Annotated in this window: 17 protein-coding genes and 1 pseudogene; 16 read left to right on the forward strand and 2 right to left on the reverse strand. The window is 68.7% G+C overall.

Going from position 1 to position 23,051, the window contains the following annotated elements:
• Positions 1-41 precede the first annotated feature (41 nt).
• The 14 genes from AC5WS7_RS02195 (at position 42) to trpB (ending at position 19,464) form a co-directional block, all read left to right on the forward strand.
• Positions 42-1,187, forward strand: a complete 1,146-nt coding sequence (locus tag AC5WS7_RS02195) for an FAD-dependent monooxygenase (protein WP_495953712.1) — start codon at positions 42-44, stop codon at positions 1,185-1,187.
• Between the two features lie 197 nt (positions 1,188-1,384).
• Positions 1,385-1,879, forward strand: a complete 495-nt coding sequence (locus tag AC5WS7_RS02200; protein WP_495952630.1) for a DUF6508 domain-containing protein — start codon at positions 1,385-1,387, stop codon at positions 1,877-1,879.
• A gap of 79 nt (positions 1,880-1,958) precedes the next feature.
• Positions 1,959-2,999 carry a LysR family transcriptional regulator gene (locus AC5WS7_RS02205; RefSeq protein ID WP_495952631.1) on the forward strand — a complete coding sequence of 347 codons (1,041 nt, stop codon included), beginning with the start codon at positions 1,959-1,961 and terminating at the stop codon, positions 2,997-2,999.
• 121 nt (positions 3,000-3,120) lie between these two features.
• On the forward strand, positions 3,121-4,833 hold the full coding sequence (locus tag AC5WS7_RS02210) for a DUF3556 domain-containing protein (protein WP_495952632.1): 1,713 nt from the start codon (positions 3,121-3,123) through the stop codon (positions 4,831-4,833).
• A gap of 197 nt (positions 4,834-5,030) precedes the next feature.
• Positions 5,031-7,262 carry a SulP family inorganic anion transporter gene (locus AC5WS7_RS02215; RefSeq protein ID WP_495952633.1) on the forward strand — a complete coding sequence of 744 codons (2,232 nt, stop codon included), beginning with the start codon at positions 5,031-5,033 and terminating at the stop codon, positions 7,260-7,262.
• A 219-nt stretch (positions 7,263-7,481) separates the two neighbouring features.
• Complete coding sequence (locus AC5WS7_RS02220; RefSeq protein ID WP_495952634.1) at positions 7,482-9,713, forward strand: SulP family inorganic anion transporter; 2,232 nt, start codon at positions 7,482-7,484, stop codon at positions 9,711-9,713.
• A gap of 806 nt (positions 9,714-10,519) precedes the next feature.
• Positions 10,520-11,311: a (2Fe-2S)-binding protein gene (locus tag AC5WS7_RS02225; RefSeq protein WP_495952635.1), complete on the forward strand. Its 792-nt coding sequence runs from the start codon at positions 10,520-10,522 to the stop codon at positions 11,309-11,311.
• Positions 11,312-11,501: 190 nt separating this feature from the next.
• On the forward strand, positions 11,502-13,574 hold the full coding sequence (gene thrS / locus AC5WS7_RS02230) for a threonine--tRNA ligase (RefSeq protein ID WP_495952636.1): 2,073 nt from the start codon (positions 11,502-11,504) through the stop codon (positions 13,572-13,574).
• Positions 13,575-13,586: 12 nt separating this feature from the next.
• Positions 13,587-14,168 (forward strand): ATP adenylyltransferase, encoded by a 582-nt coding sequence (locus AC5WS7_RS02235; protein WP_495952637.1) that lies wholly within the window; start codon positions 13,587-13,589, stop codon positions 14,166-14,168.
• 1 nt (position 14,169) lies between these two features.
• A complete protein-coding gene (gene pgsA, locus AC5WS7_RS02240; RefSeq protein ID WP_495952638.1) occupies positions 14,170-14,862 on the forward strand; it encodes a phosphatidylinositol phosphate synthase in 693 nt (230 codons plus the stop codon).
• A gap of 9 nt (positions 14,863-14,871) precedes the next feature.
• Positions 14,872-15,888: a phosphatidylinositol mannoside acyltransferase gene (locus AC5WS7_RS02245; protein WP_495952639.1), complete on the forward strand. Its 1,017-nt coding sequence runs from the start codon at positions 14,872-14,874 to the stop codon at positions 15,886-15,888.
• The gene (locus tag AC5WS7_RS02250; protein ID WP_495952640.1) at positions 15,885-17,009 is read left to right on the forward strand and encodes a glycosyltransferase family 4 protein; all 1,125 of its coding nucleotides are present in this window, start codon (positions 15,885-15,887) and stop codon (positions 17,007-17,009) included. The genes AC5WS7_RS02245 and AC5WS7_RS02250 overlap by 4 nt, the downstream gene beginning before the upstream one ends.
• The gene (locus AC5WS7_RS02255) at positions 17,009-18,052 is read left to right on the forward strand and encodes an NUDIX hydrolase (RefSeq protein WP_495953713.1); all 1,044 of its coding nucleotides are present in this window, start codon (positions 17,009-17,011) and stop codon (positions 18,050-18,052) included. Before AC5WS7_RS02250 ends, AC5WS7_RS02255 begins: the two co-directional genes overlap by 1 nt.
• Positions 18,053-18,210: 158 nt before the next feature.
• Entirely contained in the window at positions 18,211-19,464 is a 1,254-nt protein-coding gene (gene trpB, locus AC5WS7_RS02260) for a tryptophan synthase subunit beta (RefSeq protein WP_495953714.1), read from the forward strand.
• On the opposite strand, the gene AC5WS7_RS02265 is transcribed toward trpB, so the two are convergent.
• Together AC5WS7_RS02265 and AC5WS7_RS02270 are read right to left on the reverse strand one after the other, a co-directional pair.
• Positions 19,454-19,726, reverse strand: a complete 273-nt coding sequence (locus AC5WS7_RS02265) for an MspA family porin (RefSeq protein WP_495953715.1) — start codon at positions 19,724-19,726, stop codon at positions 19,454-19,456. The genes trpB and AC5WS7_RS02265 overlap by 11 nt on opposite strands.
• 450 nt (positions 19,727-20,176) lie before the next feature.
• Positions 20,177-20,617, reverse strand: a pseudogene (locus tag AC5WS7_RS02270) (MspA family porin); the annotation flags it as partial.
• Positions 20,618-21,058: 441 nt separating this feature from the next.
• Here AC5WS7_RS02270 and pdxS point away from each other — a divergent pair.
• Positions 21,059-21,961 (forward strand): pyridoxal 5'-phosphate synthase lyase subunit PdxS, encoded by a 903-nt coding sequence (pdxS, locus tag AC5WS7_RS02275; RefSeq protein ID WP_495952641.1) that lies wholly within the window; start codon positions 21,059-21,061, stop codon positions 21,959-21,961.
• 178 nt (positions 21,962-22,139) lie between these two features.
• A complete protein-coding gene (locus AC5WS7_RS02280) occupies positions 22,140-23,039 on the forward strand; it encodes an LLM class flavin-dependent oxidoreductase (protein ID WP_495952642.1) in 900 nt (299 codons plus the stop codon).
• Positions 23,040-23,051: the final 12 nt, after the last annotated feature.

The following is a 23,051-nucleotide window of genomic DNA, read 5'->3' on the forward strand; positions in this document are numbered from 1 at the left end:
TAAAGAGCATGCATTTGCAATCATGTCTCGCCGATCGTTGAATCGATTTCGGCAGCAATGGATATCGGCGAGCGGAACAGACCATGCGAGTAGTGGTTGCGGGCGGCGGACTGGTCGGACTGACGGCGGCGGCCGCGCTCGGCCGGATGGGTCACGAGGTGACCGTCCTGGAACAGGCGTCGCGGATTCGAGCCGCGGGCGCGGGAATCGGGCTGTGGGAGAACGCGCTTCGAGAATTCGATCGGATCGGCGTCGGTGCCCGCACGCGCGCACTGGGACACCGGATCGACGCGTGGTTCTTCGATGCGGCCGGACGTCCCGTGCGCGCGCCGGGATACGGCGATTACGAGCACCGGTTCCTGCTGGTGCCGCGCCCGGAACTGAATGTGCTGCTGGCCGACGCGATCGGGCGGCAACGGATCCGGCTCGGTGATCGGGTCACCGGATTCACCGAGACCGGCGATGGTGTGCGGGTGCTGCTCGAATCGGGCCGGAGCCTCGAGGCGGATCTGCTCGTCGGCGCGGACGGAGTGCACTCGAAAGTGCGGGCCGCGCTGGTGCCCGGCAGCGCAGCGCGGCCGCATCCGGGTCACTACGCCTGGCGCGCGGTGGTTCCCGTGGTCGGCGAGCGCCCCGAGGGCACCGTGCTGACGGTCGGTCGCGACCGCACGCGCGGCGGATACTCCCGCCTGTCGGGCGATCGCACGATGTGGATGGTCAACCAGTTCGACTCCGGAGAGCTGCTGGGAACGCCGCGGGAGCGAGCGCTGGCCCGAGCGCACAACCTCGCCGAGGGCGGCTGGCACGACGAGCTGTTGCGGATGATCGAGGCGACCCCGCAGGAGGCGATCCTGGAGAATCCGATTCTGCTCGTCCCGGCGCTGTCGCACTGGACCGGCCCGCACGTGGTACTGATCGGCGATGCGGCGCACGGACTTTCGCCGCACATCTCCGCCGGGGGCACCCTCGGTGTCGAGGACGTCGGGGTGCTGTGCGCCTGCCTGTCCGCCGACGCGGATCTCCCGAATGCCCTGAGCGAGTACGAGCGACGTCGCCGGGAAAGGTTCGACCGGGTGCGCGCCTTCGCTGCGGAAGTCGAACTCGCCGCCGACGCCGCCGAATTCGCGCAGCGGTACGCGGCGTTCAGTCACTGGATGCTGACCACCGCTCCCGGACGCGACAACTGAGCGCGCCGAATCGAGACCGATCGGTTCACATATCCTGGCCGAATCAGAGCCCGGCGCAACCGATTCGAAAGTGAACCGTTGCCGACCGGCGGCGGCCCGGGGGCGCGGATGCTCGTGCCAGACCGTATCCGAATCAGCCGCCGGGGTGCTCACCCAGGCCGGGAATCGCTTGTGCGGGTGCGCGGTACGGTGGCGTGGTGGATGTTCTCGATGACGCGGCGATCGAATCTCGCCTGCGTGCGACGTCTTCCGATTGCTGGGGCCCCCTGTGGTCGGCGACGGACAAATTGCTGGCCGCGCAAGGCCCGCATTCGGAATGGATCTTCAATTCCGGGCAGCAGCCGTACATCCGCTACAGCGACGAGGTGAACGTTTTATTAACCGCGCTGGAGGGCGCGGGGGTGGTCGTCGAATTTCCCTGGCGGCAATGGGACGGCCTGAGCCGGTACGAGGCCGGCCACGGTCTGGCGGACGCGCCGGTCGCGGAATCGGTTCGCGTCCTGAGCATGATGATCAATTCGGAGCGCTTCGTCACCGGCACCATCGCCCATCTGCTCGACGACGGCACCCTGGCCGTGGCCCTGGAACGGCTGCGGGCCTGGCACGGTGAGCAGCCCGTATCGACTCCGGTGCGTGAGGTTCCCGCCGAGGGGCGACCCCGCAGGCGGTGGCGGCTACTGCGCCGTCCGTGACAACCATCGGTTGTTCCCATGGCTGCGGAGCCCGCGCCACGCTGGTTAGGATGCACAACCCAGCGTAATGGGAGGTGTGGTGACCGATCTCGATCTGGCGGCGGTGCGCGCGTTCGTGACCGTGGTGGACGAGGGACAGTTCGGGCATGCGGCGCGGGTCCTGGGCATCACGCAACAGGGCGTGTCCAAGCGCGTCGCGAAACTGGAGAGTCAGCTCGGGGTGAGCCTGTTCGATCGGCTCGCCTCGGGCAGTGCGCTGACGGCCGCGGGCGCGAAGGCGCTGCCGCATGCCCGCGCCCTGCTCGCGGTGGCCCAGGACACCGTGGCCGCCGCGCGTGCGCAGGTGCGGCCGCTGCGGGTCGCCGTTCAGGGCGAACGACATGTGGCCTCGGTGTCGATGCGGTACTACCTGGACCGCAACCCCGAGGCGGACGTCGAGATCGTCATGTCCACCGCGTTCCGCTCCGGCCGGGACGCGCTGCTGAACGGCCGCGTCGACGCGACGTTCGCGCGTCCGTATGGGGGACCCCGGGCGCTGCCGCCGGGTATCGGCATCGTCGCGGCCCATCTGGAACCCCTGCATCTGCTGGTCGGCCGCAATCATCCGCTGGCCGTGCACGCGACGGTCACGCCGTCGCAGATCGCGGCCTATCCGGTGTGGGTTCCCGGCGCCTCGGTGCCGTCCGAATGGGCCGATTACTACCGGGAGTGGAGTGCGTTCAGCGGCATCGAGGTCGTCACCGGCCGGGTGCCGGGCGGCGCGCCCGAACGCGAGGACGATCGGGAGAAGGGGCGCGGCCCGTTCGGGCTCGACGCGGTGCTGGACCGGCTCGCCGCCTCGGACAGGCTGGCGAGCTTCGCCGGGGACGGTTACCGCTTCCCGTGGCATCCGCACATCCGCCGCCTGCCGATCTTCGATCCCACTCCCGCCTATCCGCATGCGCTGCTGTGGGCGAGCGCCGGTGCGCATCCGGGGATGCCGCCGCTGATCGCGCACGTCCGGGAGAACTACAACGGCGATATCGGCGCGGAGTGCTGGATTCCCGAATCGGACCGGCCGATCTTCCTGGCCTCGCCGTCCGGGCCCGCAGCGGCCGCGGCGGTGCATCGCGCGGGATGACGGCACACTTATCGGGACACATGTCCGGACATGATTGACAGCACACCGCGGGCATGCCACCGTGGCTGGGCCCGGATCGGGTCACGACGACGATCCGGGTGATCTCGGATGGGAGTGTGTGATGGGGTTTCGCGAACCGGATCTGCCGGTCATCGATGTGGCGGAGTGGAGCAAGGGCACACGCAGCGAGCGGATCCGGCCCATGGCGCGGCACTGGGCGGAGGTGGGATTCGGGACGCCCGTCGTATTGCATCTGGCCTATGTCGGGAAGATCCTGCTGTACATTCTGTTCGGCTGGCTGATCGTGTTGTCCACCAAGGGAATCGACGGATTTCTCGACGTCGGCCGATGGTGGTCCGAACCGATCGTGTTCCAGAAGGTCGTGCTCTACACGATGCTGTTCGAGGTGATCGGCCTCGGCTGCGGCTTCGGTCCGCTGAACAACCGCTACTTCCCGCCGATGGGATCGATCCTGTACTGGTTGCGGCCCCGGACCATCCGGCTGCCCCCGTGGCCGCGGATTCCGCTCACCGCCGGGACGACGCGCACCCCGGTGGACATCGCGCTGTACGCGGCGCTGCTGGTGGTCACGGTGGCGGCGCTGTTCTCCGACGGCACCGGGCCGGTACCCGGCCTGGACACCTCCGTCGGGCTGCTGCCGGTCTGGGAGATCGCGCTGATCCTGGCGCTGCTGGCCGTGCTGGGCCTGCGCGACAAGGTCATCTTCCTGGCCGCGCGCGGTGAGGTGTACGGATCGCTGACGCTGGCCTTCCTGCTGGGCCCGGATTCGCTGGTCGCGGCGAAACTGATCTTCCTGGTGATCTGGATGGGCGCCGCGGTGTCGAAACTGAACCGGCACTTCCCGTTCGTGATCTCGACGATGATGTCCAACAATCCGCTGATCCGGCACCGGTCGCTCAAGCGGATGTTCTTCGAGAGGTTCCCGGACGACCTGCGGCCCGGACGCGCCTCGCGGATCGTCGCGCACAGCGCCACCGTCGTGGAGCTGTGCGTTCCGCTGGTGCTGTTCTTCGCGCACGGCGGAGTGCCGACCGCGATCGCGGCCACCGTGATGGTGTGCTTCCACCTCGGCATCCTGACCGCGATTCCGATGGGTGTTCCGCTGGAATGGAACGTCTTCATGATCTTCGGCATGCTCACGCTGTTCGTGGGACACGCCGACCGCGGGCTGACCGGCCTGCGCCACCCCGTGCTGGTGGCACTGCTCTTCGTCGTGGTGGCGGGGACCGTCGTGGCCGGAAATCTGTTCCCGCGCTACATTTCCTTCCTGCCCGGCATGCGGTACTACGCGGGAAACTGGGACACCACCCTGTGGTGCGTGAAGCCGTCGGCCTCGGCCAAGATCGGTGCGAACATCGTCGCCATCGCGAGTATGCCGCAGGCTCAGCTGGAGCGGTTCTACGGTAAGGATCGCGCGCAGATCCCGCTGTATCTCGGCTACGCCTTCCGCGCCATGAACACGCACGGACGGGCGCTGTTCACCCTCGCGCATCGAGCGATGGCCGGGGCGAACGAGGACGACTACACCATCACCGACGGCGAGCGCATCTGCAGTACCGCGGTCGGGTGGAACTTCGGCGACGGACATATGCACAACGAGCAGCTCATCGCGGCGCTACAGGAACGCTGCGGGTTCGAACCGGGCGAGGTGCGGGTCGTGCTGCTCGACGGTCAGCCCATCCACCGCCAGACCCAGCGGTACCGCCTCGTCGACGCCGCCACAGGCGAATTCGAGCGCGGCCACGTCCGGGTCGCCGATATGGTCACCCGCCAGCCGTGGGCCGACGACCTGCCGGTGCACGTGGACGAGTGACACTCGGGCGCAAAATATTTTGCGTATCCTTTGCTGACTCTTTACGATCGTAGTGCTCCGCTGCTGCGGGGTTCTCGCGCGGTCGCGACGCGACACCACGGTGTCCGGGCCGCCTCAGTTCCGCCCTGCTTTTCGATGCCAGTACATGTTCGGCCGATGAACCGATCCGGTTGCTCCCGGTTCGGCGAAGGAGAAATATGTCCACCGACACCGATCCGGCCCGACGGATACCGTTCCCAGGCCTGTCCGAAGTGTTCCGCCACGACTTGCCCGCCTCGATCGTGGTGTTCCTCGTCGCCTTACCGCTATCGATCGGCGTCGCCGTGGCCACGGGGGCGCCCGTGGCCGCCGGACTGCTCGCCGCCGTGATCGGCGGTCTCGTCGCCGGGTTGTGCGGCGGGTCAACGCTGCAGGTCAGCGGCCCGACGGCCAGCCTCACCGTGGTGGTCGCCGAAAGTATCCACCAATTCGGCTGGGCGGCAACCTGTTTCATCACCGCCGGAGCGGGGGTGATGCAAATCCTGTTCGGGCTCAGCCGGATCGGGCGCGGCGCACTGGCGATCGCGCCGGTCGTGGTGCACGCCATGCTCGCCGGCATCGGCATCGTCATCACGCTGCAACAGGTACACGTGCTGCTCGGCGGCCGGTCGCTGAGCTCGTCGTGGGACAGCATCGTGCAGCTGCCGCATCAGCTGGGCTCGGTGCACGGCGGCGATGCGCTGGTCGGTGTGCTGGTGATCGCCATCCTGCTGGGATGGCGGTATCTGCCGTCCGTGATCCGCAAGGTGCCCGCGCCACTGGTCGCGGTGGTGGCCGCGACCGTCGTGGCCCGCTTCGTGCCGACCAGCATCGCGCGAATCTCGTTGCGCGGCCCGCTGTTCGAAGACATCTCCCTGCCCGCGCTGCCGTCCGGCGGCTGGGGCGCGGTGGGCCTGACGATGGTCACGATCGCGCTGATCGCGAGCGTCGAGACACTGCTGTCCGCGGTCGCGGTGACCCGGTTGCGGCCGGGGCGGCGCTGCGATCTGGACCGGGAACTTCTCGGTCAGGGCGTGGCCAATATGGTCTCGGGCCTGGTGGGCGGACTGCCCGTCGCGGCGGTGATCGTGCGCAGCATCACCAATGTCGACGCGGGCGCGCGGACCCGGGCCTCGACGATGCTCAGCGGCGTCTGGGTGCTGATCTTCGCGGTGGCGTTCGTCGATGTGGTGCAACAGATTCCGAAGGCCGCGCTGGCCGGGCTGCTGATCGTCATCGGCATGGGTCTGGTGAAACTGGCCCACATCCGGCTGGCCCGGCGCAGTGGCGACCTGATCGTCTACGCGGTGACCGTACTGGTCGTGGTGTTCTGGAATCTGTTGCTGGGCATGCTGACCGGGCTCGTGCTGGCCTTCGCGCTGCTGCTGTGGCGAGTGGTGCGGGTGGTCGTCGCGGCCGAGCCGGCGGCCGAGGGCGATCGCTGGCTGGTCACCATCGACGGCACCTGCACCTTCCTGGCGCTGCCGCGCTTGACCAGCGAACTCGCGCGGGTACCGGCAGGCGTGCCGGTCACCGTGGAGATGACCGTCGATTTCCTCGACCACGCGGCCTCCGACTCCTTGCACGAATGGGCGCGTGACCACGAGAACACCGGGGGCACCGTGGAATTCGTGGAAATGGGTGCGACCCGCATTGCCGATCTGGCGTCCGGCCCGCCCGCTCGCGGGCATGCCCGCCGCCTGCTGAGCGAGACGCTGGGGCCGTGGCGGCGCACGCCGCTGGTCGACCCGATCGCCGCCGGCATCACCGCTTACCATCGCGGCCACGCCCACGTGATGCGGTCGCACCTGGGCGCGTTGCGCGATGTGCAGGACCCGGATTCGCTGTTCGTGACGTGCTCGGATTCCCGGCTGGTCCCGAACGTGTTCACCAGCAGCGGGCCCGGCGATCTGTTCACCGTTCGCAATATCGGCAATCTGATTCCGGAGGCCGGGCGCGACAGCTCGGTCGAGGCAGCGATCGTCTACGCGCTGGACAAACTCAGGGTGCGGTCGGTGGTGGTGTGCGGGCATTCGGGCTGCGGCGCGATGGACGCGCTGTACCGCGAGAGCGTCACCGGGTCCGGGCTCGACGACTGGCTGGCCCACGGGCGCGGGGCCCTCGAACGGTTCCGGCTCGGCCACCCGGTGGCCGCGGCCGCGGCCACCGCGGGCTTCGGCGAGATCGATCAGCTGGGCATGGTGAACGTCGCGGTGCAGTTGGAAACCCTCGCCGCTCATCCGCTGGTGCGCCGTGCGGTCCGCGACCGCGGCCTGGTGCTGTCGGGGCTGTTCTTCGACATCCCCACCGCCCGCGTCGTCGCGGTCACCGCCGAGGGTATCGGCGAATTCGGCGACCCCGCAACGGATCTCGACCTCGATGTGGGTGAGCCGGTCACCGTGCCGGTCTGACGGGACATCCGGCCGCGGGCGACGCCGGATCGCGCGCCGCCCTGAGGCGCGGCACATCGGGGCGACGCGGCTTGTGCGCAAGAGTTAACTTGGTGGAATTACTTTTCTCAGCCTTTACTAAGGCTTTAACCATAGTCTGACTTCGCTTCCGGCGGTCTGTCGACAACGGTGTCCGCAGTGCGTGGGATGCCTGGAGAACACGCCTGGTGAAGGAGAATGATGTCCACCACCATCGAAGCGCCCCAACGATCTTCCGCGCCACCCGGGCCGGGCCGGTCCGAGCGCATCGCTGCGCTGATCCGTCATGATCTGCCCTCCTCGATCGTGGTATTCCTTGTCGCCCTGCCGCTTTCGCTCGGCATCGCGGTCGCCTCGGGCGCCCCGATCGCCGCCGGCCTGATCGCCGCCGTGGTCGGCGGCATCGTGGTCGGCGTACTGGGCGGAGCGCCGTTGCAGGTGAGCGGCCCGGCCGCTGGGCTGACCGTCGTCGTCGCCGAGAGCATCGAGCAATTCGGCTGGAAGACAACCTGTTTCATCGGCATGGCGGCCGGCCTGCTGCAGATCGTCTTCGGGCTGAGCCGGATCGCTCGCGCCGCGCTGGCCATCGCGCCCGTCGTCGTGCACGCGATGCTGGCGGGGATCGGCGTCACGATCGCTCTGCAACAGGTGCACGTGCTGCTCGGCGGCGCGTCGCACAGTTCGGCCGCGGAGAACATCCGCGAACTGCCCGGACAGCTGCTGCATCTGCAGGGCGACGATTTCGCGGTCGGCCTCGTCGTCATCGCGATCATGCTCGCCTGGCGCTGGGCGCCCCAGCGTCTGCGGATCATTCCCGGCCCGCTGGTCGCGGTTGTCGTGGGAACCCTGCTGTCCCTGGTGATTCCGGGCGATCCCGCGCGGCTGGCCATCGACGGCTCGTTGTTCGACGCCGTCGGCCTGCCGGGCCTGCCGCACGGTGACTGGGCGGCCGTGGCGATGATGGTGCTGACGATCGCGCTGATCGCCAGCGTCGAGAGCCTGCTGTCCGCGGTGGCCACGGACAAGATGCACACGGGTCCGCGGACGAACTTCGATCGCGAGCTGATCGGGCAGGGATCGGCGAATCTGATCTCGGGCCTGCTGGGCGGCCTGCCGGTCACCGGCGTGATCGTGCGCAGCGCGACGAATGTGCGGTCCGGGGCCCGCTCCCGGGCCTCGTCGATCCTGCACGGCGTGTGGCTGCTGATCTTCTCGGTGGCGCTGGTCGGCATCGTCGAGCAGATTCCGAAATCGGTGCTCGCCGGACTGCTGATCGTGGTGGGCGTGCAACTGGTCAAGATCGGTCATATCCGGCTCGCCCGGCGCACCGGTGATCTTGCCGTGTACACGGTGACGATGTTCGCCGTGGTATTCGCCAATCTGCTCGAGGGCGTACTGATCGGCCTCGTGCTGGCGTTCGTGCTGCTGCTGTGGCGCGTGGTGCGGGTGAGCGTGCATGCCGCACCGCTCGGCGAGAACGGCAGATGGCTGGTCGGCGTCGACGGGACCTGCACCTTCCTGGCCCTGCCGAAACTGTCCTCGACCCTGGCGAAGGTGCCCGCGGGGGCGGCGGTGATCGTCGAGCTGAGCGTGGATTTCCTGGACCACGCCGCCTCCGAGGCGTTGCAGGACTGGGCCTGCCAGCACGAAAGTAACGGCGGTACGGTCGAATTCGTGGAATTGGGCACCGCGCGAATGGCCCGGGTGCTGGACGGTCCGCCGCGCCGGGGCAAGGCCCGCGGCCCGCTGGAGGAGGTGCTCGCGCCCTGGCGTGATCGCGGTGCGCACGCCATCACCGCCGGGGTGGCGGCCTACCACCGCGCCCACGCCCACGTGGTCCGTCCGCATCTGGACGAGTTGCGTGACGGGCAGGATCCCGATTCGCTCTTCCTGACCTGCGCCGATTCGCGCATCGTTCCGAACGTGATCACGCACAGCGGTCCGGGTGACCTGTTCACCGTCCGCAATGTCGGCAATCTGATCCCCGCCGGCGGTGCGGACGCGTCCGTGGAGGCCGCGCTCGAGTTCGCGGTGGGCAAACTGGGGGTGCGCACTGTGGTGGTGTGCGGACATTCCGGCTGCGGTGCGATGCAGGCCCTCCTGCGCGAGGACGCGGACCTCAGCGGCGGCCTGGCCGAATGGCTCGCCCACGCCGGTCCGAGCCTGGAGCGCTACCGGGCCGGACATCCGGTCGCGGCCGCGGCGGCCGCCGCGGGCTACGACGAGACCGCGCAGTTGAGCATGGTGAACGTCGCGGTGCAGCTGGAAACCCTCGCCGCCCATCCGCTGGTCCGCCGTGCCGTCCGCGACCGCGGCCTGGTGGTGTCGGGGCTGTACTTCGACATCGCCACCGCCCGGGTCCTGTCGGTGACCACGACCGCAATCGCGGAGATCACCGATATCGATCGGGTGGAGGCCACCGCGAACAGCTGAGCGAGGGAAGGGCGGGATCGTCTGTCCCACAATCTGTTTCGAAGTCACTGAATCAGCTCCGGTGGCCGGCTCTTGTGGGCGACGATCCCCGACCCGGCGCCGCGGTGACCTCCGCGCGCGGAATCCTTCGCGCCCAACCAGCCGTAGCCGGTGCCGTGCAGCATGACCGGGCGGTCGTTGATGCGCCGCAGGTCATTCCAGGAAAGGCCCCATTTCTCGAGGGCCGAGGGTCGGCCGGTCCGAGGGTGCTCGGACGTCAACCAGCCGCGCTCGGGCGGTCTCGGTAGCGGTCCCCTGGACGCATCGGGCCCACCGCGGGCTGCCGCGGTGCCGCAGCGCCGGACGCCCGGGTCGGACGGCGACCGGACGTCTGGCACATCGGGTTCCGCTGCGCCACAGCCGCTTCCGGGGGAGGCCGGAGCACGCGGCGGTGATGGTGCCTGCGCCCGGCCCGCCGGGCGGCGATCGACCCGCGTGCGCGTATCGTCTCGCGAGCGCGGGTCCGCCGTCGCGTCACGGTGCGATTCGGCCACTGAACCGAACCAGCTCCCGAGTGCGGGAGATGCGGGTGAGCACCGAGGCCGGTGTGAAACCGATCGTGCTGGACCGGCGGCGCACGCCTCGAGCGTGCCTGCGGGACAGCGCGTGTCGCGGGGCCTAGGCTTGCCGCGGTTCTGCGACGCGGCGTCGGCCGGATGTGGCGAGCGGCCGGGTCAACGGTCCCGGGCCGGATCTCTCGTCGCCTCGGGCTCGCGGGCGTGCCAGGGTGGTAGGTGGACTATTCGGTGGATCGGAGTCGAACGGACATGGTTGCGGTTTCGTCGGGGACGGTGGTGCCCGGCATCGTGCTGACGCGCCCGGAATGGCTGGCGGAGCGGATCGCCGATATGGGCATCTCGTGGGGGTCCGGCGATACCCGCGTCTCCGGCACGCTGTGGTGGTGTATGGCCGCATCCTCGCTGATCGACCCGGTCGTGGCCGCATATGCGGCCGGGCGGCCGGCGCCGGATGTGGTTCTGGAACAGCTGCTGTGCGAGGTCCGTCCGGACGGCGGCGTGGAGCGGGTGTTCGCGACGCCCCCGGACCCGGCGGGCAACGCGGTCTCGGTCGGCGAACCCGGGACCGGCCGGGCCGGTGAGCAGGCGGCCGGAAATGGTTCGGAGCGGCCGGTCGACGAGGCCGCGGCTACTTCTTCCGATCGGGCTGCCCGGGAACGCGAGAGTCGTCGCACTGCAACAGAACCCGCGCATGCCGACGATCCGGGACGGAACCTGCGGGAGACGTTGGCGCGCATCATCCCGGTGGTCGCCGACGTATCCGGCGCCGGTGTTGCCTCGTTGTGGGCGATCGTCGCCGACGCCATCGGCAATCGGGCCATCGACGCGGGTGACGCCGAGGCCGGTGCCAGGCTGGCTCGCCAGGTCGCGGGGCGCCTGCCCGTGCCGCGGTTCACCGATATCGGCGGGCGGAGGTTCGTCCGCCGGATCTCCTGCTGCCTGGTGTTCGAGGTGCCCAACTGCCAGATGTGCACCAGCTGCCCCAAGCGGCCCGCCGCCGAACGACACGAACTGCTGAGCGCACTTGCCGCACGCGGCTGAGCGCACCGGCCGAGCGCGATCCGGGACGAGGGGCCGGTCCATCGGCGCGTGCGCGGCGGGCTCCCGATAGCATGGTCGCGCCGGGCCGCATCCGCGTACCGGCTGGACCCAGGTCCACTCGCGGGAATTTCCCGCAACCGACACCGAGCGGGCGACCGCCCGCGACGACGACGCCAAGGAGAGCGCAGCCGTGACCATCTCAGCCCGCACAACCCCAGCCGCCCTCGTTCGGGTGCCGGCCGGGACGACGGCGGGCGCCGCGGTGCGCGAGGCGGGTCTGCCGACGAAGGGCCCCGGCACCGTCGTGGTCGTGCGCGATCCGGAGGGCAACCTCAAGGATCTGTCCTGGACTCCGGACGAGGACGTCGAGGTGCGGCCTGTCGCCGCCGATACCGAGGACGGCCGCAGCGTCATCCGGCATTCGGCCGCGCACGTGCTGGCCCAGGCCGTACAACAGGAGTTCCCGGAGGCCAAGCTCGGCATCGGGCCGCCGATCAAGGACGGCTTCTACTACGACTTCCAGGTCGATCGCCCCTTCACCCCCGAGGATCTGGCCAGGCTGGAATCCCGGATGAAGAAGATCGTCAAAGGCGCGCAACGGTTTTCGCGGCGCGTGGTGGAGGTCGAGGACGCCCGCGTCGAACTGGCCGCCGAGCCGTTCAAACTGGAGCTGATCAGCGACAAGTCCGGCATCGACGATCCGGAAATTATGGAAGTCGGCGGCAGTGATCTCGAAAAGAACGAGCTGACCATCTACGACAACCTGGACCCGCGCACCGGCGAGAGGGTCTGGGGAGATCTGTGCCGGGGCCCGCACATCCCGACCACGAAATTCATTCCGGCGTTCAAGCTGACCCGCAGTTCCGCCGCGTACTGGCGGGGTGATCAGTCCCGCGAGGATCTGCAGCGCGTCTACGGCACCGCGTGGGAATCGCAGGAGGCGCTGGACGCGCACCTCGCGCTGCTCGCGGAGGCCGAGAAGCGCGACCACCGCAAACTCGGCCTGGAGCTGGATCTGTTCTCGTTCCCGGACGAGCTGGGGTCGGGGCTGCCGGTGTTCCACCCCAAGGGCGGCATCATCCGCAAGGAGCTCGAGGAGTACTCGCGCCAGCGGCACATCGCCGCGGGCTACGAATTCGTGAACACCCCGCACATCACCAAGGGACATCTGTTCGAGGTCTCCGGCCACCTGGACTGGTACCGGGACGGCATGTTCCCGGCCATGCACCTGGACGCGGAGTACAACGAGGACGGCAGCGTCCGGAAGCCGGGCCAGGACTACTACGTCAAGCCGATGAACTGCCCGATGCATAACCTGATCTTCCGGGCGCGCGGCAGGTCCTATCGCGAGCTGCCGCTGCGGCTGTTCGAATTCGGCTCGGTGTACCGGTACGAGAAGTCCGGCGTGATCCACGGCCTGACCCGGGTCCGCGGGATGACCCAGGACGACGCGCACATCTACTGCACCAAGGAGCAGATGCACGCGGAACTGACCAATACGCTGAACTTCGTGCTCTCGCTGCTGAAGGACTACGGCCTGGACGACTTCTATCTGGAGTTGTCGACCAAGGACCCGCAGAAGTTCGTCGGCTCCGACGAGATCTGGGAGGAGGCCACCGAAACCCTGGAGAAGGTGGCCGGGGCCTCGGGGCTGGAACTGGTGCCCGATCCGGGCGGCGCGGCGTTCTACGGCCCGAAGATCTCGGTGCAGGCCAAGGACGCGCTGGGCCGGACCTGGCAGATGTCGACCATCCAGCTGGACTTCAACCTGCCCGAACGGTTCAACCTGGAATACACCGCCTCCGACGGGACCAAGCAGCGCCCGGTCATGATCCACCGCGCCCTGTTCGGATCCATCGAGCGCTTCTTCGGCGTGCTGACCGAGCACTACGCGGGCGCGTTCCCCGCGTGGCTCTCACCCGTGCAGGCCGTCGGCATCCCGGTGGCGGAAACCTTTGCGCCGCACCTGGATCGGGTGATCGAGCTGTTGCGCGACCAAGGCGTGCGCGCCCAGGTCGACCGCAGTGACGACCGGATGCAGAAGAAGATCTTCAACAACACCGCGCAGAAGATTCCGTTCATGCTGCTGGCCGGCGAACGGGATGTCGCCGCCGACGCGGTGAGCTTCCGCTTCCGCGACGGATCCCAGGTGAACGGCGTTCCGGTGGCCGACGCGGTGGCCACCGTGGTCGACTGGATCGAACGCCGGGAGAACGCCTCACCCACCGCGGACGGTTTCGCGATCCGAACCGGCGAGGCGTGACGAGGCCGCATCATGGATTCGGAACAGATCGTGGATACGGGCGCGGGCGACCCGGACCGGCTGCAGCGGCTGTGGACGCCCTACCGGATGTCGTACATCACCGGTGCGGTCGGGGATCGCGAGGCGCGTGAGCGCGAGACCGAGGAACCGGGCGAGCGGCCCGCGCCCGGACATCCGTTCATCGAGATCCCGAAGATGTCCGATGAGGATGGTTTGGTCATCGCCCGTGGTGAATGGGTTTACGCGGTGTTGAACCTGTATCCCTACAATCCCGGGCACATGATGGTCGTGCCGTATCGGCGCGTGGCCGACCTCGAGGCGCTCACCCTCGAGGAGAGCACCGAGCTGATGGCCTTCACACAACAGGCGATCCGGGTGATGAAGAAGGTGTCCCGGCCCGAGGGCTTCAACGTCGGGCTGAATCTGGGCGGTGTCGCGGGCGGATCGCTCGCGGACCACCTGCATCAGCACATCGTGCCGCGCTGGGGCGGGGACGCCAATTTCATCACCGTCGTCGGCGGGGTGAAGGTGATGCCGCAGTTGCTGCGGGAGACCCGGGCCCTGCTGGCGGGCGCATGGAAGGAAGACGCGTAGCGTGCTGAGCTTCTTCGGTCGTGAGACGTTCGCCAAAGCGACTGCGCCGCTGGGCAAAGCGCTGGTGAGTACCGGGCTCACGCCCGACGCCATGACGTTGATCGGCACCGCGGCATCGATCATCGCCGCGGTGACGCTCTTCCCGCTGGATCACCTCTTCTGGGGCACGATGGTGATCTGGCTTTTCGTCATGTTCGACATGCTCGACGGGGCGATGGCCCGCGCCCGGGGCGGCGGCACGAAGTACGGCGCGGTCCTGGACGCCTCGTGCGACCGGGTGGCCGACGGGGCGATCTTCGGCGCGCTGGCCTGGTGGTCGGTGTACAACCAGCACAGCAGGCACCTGTTCGCCGCGACGCTCGTGGTGCTGGTGACCTCACAGGTGATCTCGTACGTGAAGGCGCGCGCGGAGGCCAGCGGGCTCACCGCCGACGGCGGCCTCATCGAGCGGCCGGACCGGTTGGTGATCGTGCTGGTCGGAGCAGGATTCACCGGAATAGGCCAGTATTTCGGCATCGGCTGGCTGGTCTACGCGGTGTACCTCGCGATGTACGTCCTGGCGGTGCTGAGTGTGGTCACGGTGTTCCAGCGGGTGCTGGCGGTGCGCAATTCCGCGGGAGCGCGCGATCTGCTCGTGTCCAAGGGCGCCGGTGGAACCCAGCCGGGCGGGGCCGAGCCCGGCCCGGCGAAATAGGGGGCCCATATGACGGATCTGAAGTCCGCGCTGACCGACAAGGCGTACGCGGCCGGATGGCGACTGGTGCGGGCCCTGCCCGAGGACACGGCGCGCCGGTGGTTCGACCGCGGCGGCAACTGGGCGGCCAACCGCGCGAACCGGGCCGCGCACCGCACCGGCGACCCGAATCAGTTGCGCCGCAACCTGGCCCGGGTGCTCGGCGTGGCCCCGGCCGCGGTCCCCGACGAGTTGATCCGCGCGAGCATGCGTTCGTACGCCCGGTACTGGCGCGAGGCGTTCCGGCTGCCGAGCATGGATCACGCGGCCGTGGGATCACTGCCTGTCGAGCAGGTGGAGAACCTGCGCGCGGCGCTGGCCCGCGGCCGCGGTGTGGTCCTCGCGCTGCCGCATTCGGGCAACTGGGATATGGCCGGGGTGTGGCTGGTGCAGAACAACGGCACCTTCGCCACGGTGGCCGAGCGGCTCGAACCGGAGTCCCTGTTCGAGCGTTTCGTGGCGTACCGGGAGAGCCTCGGCTTCGAGGTGTTCCCGCTCACCGGAGGTGAGCAGCCGCCGTTCGCGCAGCTCGCGGATCGCCTGCGGCACAACGGGGTGGTGTGCCTGATGGGTGAGCGTGACCTGACCGGTAAGGGCGTTCCGGTGACCATGTTCGGTGAACGCACCTGGCTGCCCGCGGGCGCCGCCAAACTCGCCATCGAGACGGGGGCCGCGCTGATCCCGGTGCACTGCTGGTTCACCACCGACGAGTCCGGCCGCGAGTCCTGGGGTATGAAAACCGAAGCGGCACTGGACACTTCGGGTGGCGTCGCGGCGACCACCCAGGCGCTGGCGGATCGGTTCGCGGCCAATATCGCCGAGCATCCCGCCGACTGGCACATGCTCCAGCCGCTGTGGGAGGCCGACCTCTCCGAGGCCCGGCTGGCCCGCATCGCCGCGGCGCAGGCCGGACGCACCGCGAATCCGGTGCGGCACAGCGAGGTTCGCGCGGCGCAGGACGCGGTACCCGGCGACGGCGCGTCATGAGGATCGGCATGGTCTGCCCGTACTCGTTCGACGTGCCGGGCGGGGTGCAGTCCCATGTCGTGGAGCTGGCGCAGGTGCTGATCGAACGCGGCCACCGGGTCAGCGTGCTCGCCCCGGCCTCCGACGACACGGTGCTGCCGGATTTCGTGGTCTCGGCCGGTAAGGCGGTGGCGATTCCGTACAACGGCTCGGTGGCGCGGCTGTCCTTCGGGCCGACCGCCTACAGCCGGTTGCGCCGCTGGATCGCCGAGGGCGATTTCGACGTGCTGCACATCCACGAGCCCAACGCGCCGAGTCTGTCGATGCTGGCGTTGAAGGTCGCCGAGGGCCCGATCGTGGCGACCTTCCACACCTCGACCACGAAATCCCTTGTGCTGAGCACCTTTCAGGGCGTGCTGCGGCCGTATCACGAGAAGATCAGCGGGCGGATCGCGGTGTCGGAACTGGCCCGCCGCTGGCAGGTGGAGGCGCTGGGCGGGGACGCGGTGGAGATCCCCAACGGCGTGGACGTGCCCGCGTTCGCGCACGCACCGCTGCTGGGCGGCTATCCGCGCGAGGGCGGGACCGTGCTGTTCCTGGGCCGCTACGACGAACCGCGCAAGGGGATGGCGGTACTGCTGGGCGCGCTGCCCGCGCTGGCGCGGCGGCATCCGGGCGTGCAGATCCTGATCGTCGGGCGCGGCGACGAGGAGAGATTGCGCCGCGAGGCCGGTGCGCACGCGGCACATCTGCGGTTCCTCGGCCAGGTCTCGGACGAGGACAAGGCCTCGGCGATGCGCAGTGCGGACGTGTACTGCGCGCCGAATCTCGGCGGCGAGAGTTTCGGCATCGTGCTCGTGGAGGCGATGGCGGCCGGAACCGCGGTCGTGGCAAGCGAATTGGACGCCTTCCGCCGGGTGCTGCGCGACGGCGTCGCGGGACGGCTTGTCCCGGTGGGGAATTCGTCGGCACTGGCCGACGCGCTGAACGAGTTGCTCGGTGACCGGGCTCGCCGGCAGGAACTGATCCGCGCGGCCAACCAGGTCGTGGGGGAATATGATTGGCCGGTCGTGGCCGAACAGATTCTGCGGGTGTACGAGACGGTCACGGTCGGCGACACCCGAGTCAGGACCGCCGGATGATCACCTTCTCCGCCACCACGATTCTCGTCCTCGCGCTGATCGCGGCGTTGATCGTCGCGGCGGGCGTGTGGGCGTACTCGACGGCGAACCGCCTGGACCGGCTGCACGTGCGCGGCGATCAGGCGCGCGACGCGCTCGAGGCGGCGCTGTCCCGGCGCGCGGTGGTGGCCCGGACGGTGGCGATCTCGATGGCCGGACCCGCGGCGGATCCGGCGGTGGCCGAGCGGTCCAAACGTCTTGTCGCCCTTGCGGATCGGGCCGAGCGCGCCGACTGGCGCAGCCGCGAGACCGCGGAGAATCAGCTCGCCGCGGCCCTGTCGGCGCTGGACATCACCCAGTTGCGTCCGCAACTGGTGGCCGAACTGGCCGATGCCGAGGCGCGGGTGCTGATCGCCCGGCGTTTCCACAACGACGCGGTACGCGACACCCTGGCACTGCGCACCCGCCGTCCGGTGCGGCTGCTGCATCTGGGCGGTACAGCCCCGCTGCCGACCTATTTCGAGATCGCCGAACGCGTCACGCCCGCGGCGACCATCGGTCTGGACGTGGACACCGTGCGCACCTCGGCGCGGGTGGTCCTGCTGGACGAACAGGATCGGGTGCTGCTGCTGCGCGGCCACGACCCGCGGACGCCGGATATGCCGTTCTGGTTCACCGTCGGCGGCGGTATCGAGCCGGGGGAGACCCTGCGCACCGCGGCGGTGCGGGAACTGTGGGAGGAGACCGGGTTCGCGCTGGACTCCTCGCTGCTGCGCGGGCCGCTGTGGCGCCGGGTGGCGGTCTTCCCGTTCGACGGTGAGCTGATCCGCTCCGAGGAGTTGTTCTTCGTCGCCCGCGCCAAGAATTTCGCGCCTGCGGCGGCCGATCCCACGACCTGGGAACGACACTGCGTGACCGCCGACAAGTGGTGCACGCCCGAGGATATCGCCGAACTGGATCGCCAGGGCGAGACGGTCTATCCCTTCCATCTGGATCAGCTGCTGCCCGAGGCGGTCGCCGCCTGCTCCGCGATCACCGATCCCGAGGTTCGCTCGATTCGATGAACCGCCCGGGCGGCCGATGTTCGCTCGTGTCGCTCACCGGGGCGGCAACTGCTCACGGAGTGTTAACCAGCCGTGGGGATACGTATTATGTTCGCGCTCACGTGCACAGGACAGTGTGACTGTCGGATTTGTGTCGTTAGTGAGAGTTGGCGGTGGGCATGGTGATTGACCACGAGATTGCGCCAGGATGTCGGCTGGGCGGAGTATTGCCGGACGAGCACGGCCGCTTCGGCCGCTACGGCGGGCGATATGTTCCCGAGGGCCTGATGGCCGCCCTGCTGGATTTGGAACGCACCTATCTGGCCGCGCGAAACGATCCGCACTTCATCGGCGAACTCGACGAACTGCTGCGCGATCGGGTGGGGAGACCGACTCTGCTGCACCGGATTCCGCGGTTCGCCGAAGCGTTGCGGGCCTCCGGTGCGCGGGTCTACCTCAAGCGCGAGGATATGACGCACACCGGTGCGCACAAGATCAACAACGCGATCGGGCAGGCGCTGCTGGCTCGGCGGATGGGTAAACGCCGGATCATTGCCGAGACCGGGGCCGGCCAGCACGGCGTCGCCGTGGCAACCGTGTGCGCGATGCTGGGCCTGAGTTGCGTTGTCTACATGGGTGCGAACGATATGGCGCGACAGGAGTCGAACGTCGTTCGGATGCGACTGCTCGGCGCCGAGGTGCGTCCGGTGTCCGCCGGCGGCCGGGGCCTGAAGGAGGCGGTCAGCGAATCGGTGCGGGACTGGGTGGCGAATCTGGATACCAGTCACTACGTGTTCGGCACCGCGGCCGGGCCCGCGCCCTATCCGTGGATCGTGCGCGAATTCCAGACCGTGATCGGCCGCGAATCGCGCGCGCAGATCCTGAAATCCGAAGGGCGACTACCGGATTACGTGCTGGCCTGCGTCGGCGGCGGAAGTAACGCGGTCGGCATGTTCCATCCGTTCGTGGATGATCCGGGTGTGCGGCTGATCGGAGTGGAGGCCGCCGGACGCGGCGGGAACGAGCACGCGGCGACGTTGAGCTTCGGCCGTCCCGGCGAGGTCGACGGCTCGTACAGCTATCTGTTGCAGGACGAGGACGGCCAGATCAGCCGCACGCACAGCATCGCCGCGGGACTGGATTACCCCGGCGTCGGCCCTGAGCTGAGCCACCTCAAGGACGTCGGCCGGGCAGTATTCGGCACGGCCACCGACGCGCAGGCCCTGCGCGCGCTGCGCACGCTGAGCCGCACCGAGGGGATCCTGCCGTCCCTGGAATCCGCGCACGCTCTGGGCTATCTGCTGGACGCGGCCGAACGCGGGGAGCTGCCGCCGGACTCGGTTGTCCTGGTATGCCTTTCCGGCCGTGGTGACAAGGATCTGCACATCGCCGCGGACGGGCCGGCGACACTCGAATCGGACCTCAGAACGTGAACTTGTTGCCGTAGGCGGTGGTCTGCACGTTGCCCTGCGCCGTGGCGACCGTCGTGGTCACGAACGGAACCGCCTCGACGGGCGAGGCGCACTGCGAGACGTTGAGGGCGGCGTTGGAGAAGGTGAGGTGGTAGGGGAAACGGGTGGTGTTGTCCAGGGTGGCGGTCGAGGTGGTCGCCGTGGTGACCTGGCCGGGTTGGATCGTCGCTTGCAGAACTTCCTGCAGGCCGAGCGTGCCGCCGAAATTGGGTGCGATGCCCACCGTGGCCGAGTTGCTGTTGCTGGGTGTCGTCGTGGTGGGTGTGGTCGTAGTGGGTGTCGTCGTGGTGGGTGTGGTTGTGGTGGGTGTAGTCGTGCTGGCTGGTGTGGTGGTGATGGGCGGTGTGCTGGTACTGGCCGGTGTGGTGGTGATTGGTGGCGGTGTGGTTGTGGGTGGCGGTGTGGTTGTGGGTGCCGCACTGGTGCCGGCCGGTGCGCTGGTGACCGGTGGTGCGGCGATGGTCGGTGGCGTGGCGGCGGCCTGCGTGCCGGTGGGGGCTGGTGTGCCGGTGGCGGCCGGTGTGCTGGGGGTGGGTGAAGGGGCGGGGGCCGTGGATGCTGCGACGGCGGTGCTCGATGGTGTCGCGCTCTGTGATGTGCCGCTGTCGGGGAGGCTCCGCGCGACCCTCGCGGCTCCCACCGGGCTGACCGAGGACGGGGCGTTGATCGTGAGGCTCGGAGAGATGCCGCCGTTGAGGCCCTGCACCGGCTCGATGCCGACACTGACGCCCCCGGCGGTGCTGACGCCGCACCCCAGCAGGAATCCCGCGATGGCGGTGCCGGAGCTTATCGGAGCGCCTGTTGCCGCGACCGAGTAGGTGCCGCTCACCTGGGCGGCGTGGGAGAACGTCATCAGGTAGTTAGGCGTCCGATCACCCGGGGGCGCCGTCCCGATGCGATCGACCGAGGCATGCAGATGTACCCCCGATCCGTCCACATCGGCACTCGTGGTCTGCGCGTTTCCGGGCCAAGCGGCTGTGGCCCACAGGTCGACCGCGAGCACACTTGCTGCGGCGAGGGCGAGGGAGCGTCGCATAGCGGATCCTGTTCTCGAAACGGACGTGCTGAGCTGCGGACTTCCGGAGAGCGAGGTGCTGCCATCAGCGGAGATCATAGGTGACCGGAGCGGTAAATCCCTGGTGGCGACGCGGGCGCGCCCGAGCGGATATCTCGCGCGCACCAGGTGAGGTCTCGAGGTGATCGGAGCTGAATCACTGTGAGATGACTCATGCTCCGATAGTGTCGAGGCGCGGTTTGCCGTTGGCGCACACGGTGAATCGGATGTGTGGAGGTGAGCACTGTGATCATGTCCTATCTGCTGCACGACTTCCTGGTGCCGTACATCGGTGAGGAGGCGGCGACGTACTGGGCGACGCTGCTGGTGATCGATCCGGCGGGGTGATCGCATAGCGGCGCGATAGCGGATTCGGCGTCCGGTGAGCGGGTCGGCAGTCCAGTGGTCTCCGACTGGCTATGAAGTGGCCTGATCGAGCCGCCTAGAATCGTGTCGTTCGATCATGAACGATCCGATTCGCCCATCACACAGGAGTTAGCCGTGACGACGCCCGAAACCGCCCCGACGACCGGTACCGCCCGCGTGAAGCGCGGTATGGCCGAGATGCTCAAGGGTGGGGTGATCATGGACGTGGTCACGCCCGAGCAGGCCAAGATCGCCGAGGATGCCGGTGCGGTGGCCGTGATGGCGCTCGAGCGGGTTCCCGCCGACATCCGCGCCCAGGGCGGCGTGTCCCGGATGAGCGACCCGGACATGATCGACGGCATCATCAACGCGGTCTCGATCCCGGTGATGGCCAAGGCGCGGATCGGTCATTTCGTGGAGGCGCAGATCCTGCAGAGCCTCGGCGTGGACTACATCGACGAGTCCGAGGTGCTGACGCCCGCGGACTACTCGCACCATATCGACAAATGGAACTTCACCGTCCCGTTCGTGTGCGGCGCGACCAACCTCGGCGAGGCGCTGCGCCGAATCACCGAGGGCGCGGCCATGATTCGCTCCAAGGGCGAGGCCGGCACGGGCGATGTCTCCAATGCCACCACCCACATGCGCAAGATCCGCGGCGAGATCCGGCGGCTGAGCGCCCTGCCCGAGGACGAGCTGTACGTGGCGGCCAAGGAGTTGCAGGCCCCCTACGAGCTGGTCCGCGAGATCGCCGAGACCGGCAAGCTGCCGGTGGTGCTGTTCACCGCGGGCGGTATCGCCACCCCCGCCGACGCCGCGATGATGATGCAGCTCGGCGCCGAGGGCGTGTTCGTCGGCTCGGGCATCTTCAAGTCGGGCGATCCGGCCCAGCGCGCGGCGGCCATCGTCAAGGCCACCACCTTCCACGACGACCCGGATGTGCTGGCCAAGATCTCGCGTGGTCTGGGCGAGGCCATGGTCGGCATCAATGTCGAGGAGATCCCGGAGCCGCACCGCCTCGCCGAGCGCGGCTGGTAACTTCCGATCCGATTCGGTTCTTCGCCGAGCCCCGGCCCGTCTGGGCCGGGGCTCTTGTCGTCATACGGGCTGCTCGGCCCCGGTTCGGCAGGTTCGGTTGTCAAACGGAACAATGATCCGTATCGTTAGCGGAGCAAGGTTCCGCTTTATTGCGCGATGCCGAAAGGACCGATCAACGATGCCGCAGACACCTCGCCCGAGCTTCGGGATCATCACCGCTCCCCAGCAGGTGGAGTACCAGGACATCCAGCGAGTGTGGCAGGAGGCGGACGGTATCGAGCAGATCGAGCACGCTTGGTTGTTCGACCACCTCATGCCCATCGGCGGCGATCCGGACGGGCCGATATTCGAGGGCTGGACGCTGCTGTCCGCCCTCGCCGCACAGACCTCCCGGCTGCGTCTGGGACTGTTGGTGACCAGTAACCGATTCCGGCCCCCGGCCGTACTGGCCAAGATCGCCACGACGGTGGACATCGTCTCGGGTGGTCGCCTGGACTTCGGCATCGGCGTCGGCTCGCGGCCCGACATCCCTTGGGCCCGGCGCGAATACGAGGGTCACGGTCTGCCGTACCACGAAACCGCGCACGCCATCGGGAGTTTCGCGGAGGCGTGCACCGTCATCCGGCGGCTGTGGACCGAGGACGAGGCGTTCGACTTCGACGGCCGGTACATCCAATTGTGCGGGGCGCTGGGCAATCCCAAACCGGTGCAGCGCCCGCATCCGCCGATCATGATCGGCGGCCGCGCGGCCTCCACCCTGCGGGTGGCCGCCGAGCACGCCGATCTGTGGAATATCGCCGGCGTCGACATCGCCGACGCCGTGCGGCGCAGTGCCCTGCTGGACCGCTACTGCGCCGAGATCGGCCGGGATCCGGCCGCGATCACCCGCTCGACCATGGTGCCGGTGTCCTACGACGATCCCGGCCGCACCCGGGCCGGGATCGATGCGGCGCTCGAGGCCGGCTTCGGGCACATCATCCTGGGGCTCTCGGACCCCTATCCCGCCGGAGTCGCCCGCTGGATCGCCGACGAGATCATCGGCTCGCGCGCCGAGGCGACCGCGCGGGCGGGCGCGTGATCGGCGCCTTGA

Source organism: Nocardia sp. PLKS1-43, from assembly GCF_059510335.1.

Excerpts from the sequence above, each read along its gene's own strand:
- AC5WS7_RS02210 (WP_495952632.1), top strand. The coding sequence starts at position 3,121 with ATGGGGTTTCGCGAACCGGATCTGCCGGTCATCGATGTGGCGGAGTGG.
- AC5WS7_RS02215 (WP_495952633.1), top strand. The coding sequence starts at position 5,031 with ATGTCCACCGACACCGATCCGGCCCGACGGATACCGTTCCCAGGCCTG.
- AC5WS7_RS02220 (WP_495952634.1), top strand. The coding sequence starts at position 7,482 with ATGTCCACCACCATCGAAGCGCCCCAACGATCTTCCGCGCCACCCGGG.
- AC5WS7_RS02225 (WP_495952635.1), top strand. The coding sequence starts at position 10,520 with ATGGTTGCGGTTTCGTCGGGGACGGTGGTGCCCGGCATCGTGCTGACG.
- AC5WS7_RS02235 (WP_495952637.1), top strand. The coding sequence starts at position 13,587 with ATGGATTCGGAACAGATCGTGGATACGGGCGCGGGCGACCCGGACCGG.
- AC5WS7_RS02245 (WP_495952639.1), top strand. The coding sequence starts at position 14,872 with ATGACGGATCTGAAGTCCGCGCTGACCGACAAGGCGTACGCGGCCGGA.
- AC5WS7_RS02250 (WP_495952640.1), top strand. The coding sequence starts at position 15,885 with ATGAGGATCGGCATGGTCTGCCCGTACTCGTTCGACGTGCCGGGCGGG.
- trpB (WP_495953714.1), top strand. The coding sequence starts at position 18,211 with ATGGTGATTGACCACGAGATTGCGCCAGGATGTCGGCTGGGCGGAGTA.
- AC5WS7_RS02280 (WP_495952642.1), top strand. The coding sequence starts at position 22,140 with ATGCCGCAGACACCTCGCCCGAGCTTCGGGATCATCACCGCTCCCCAG.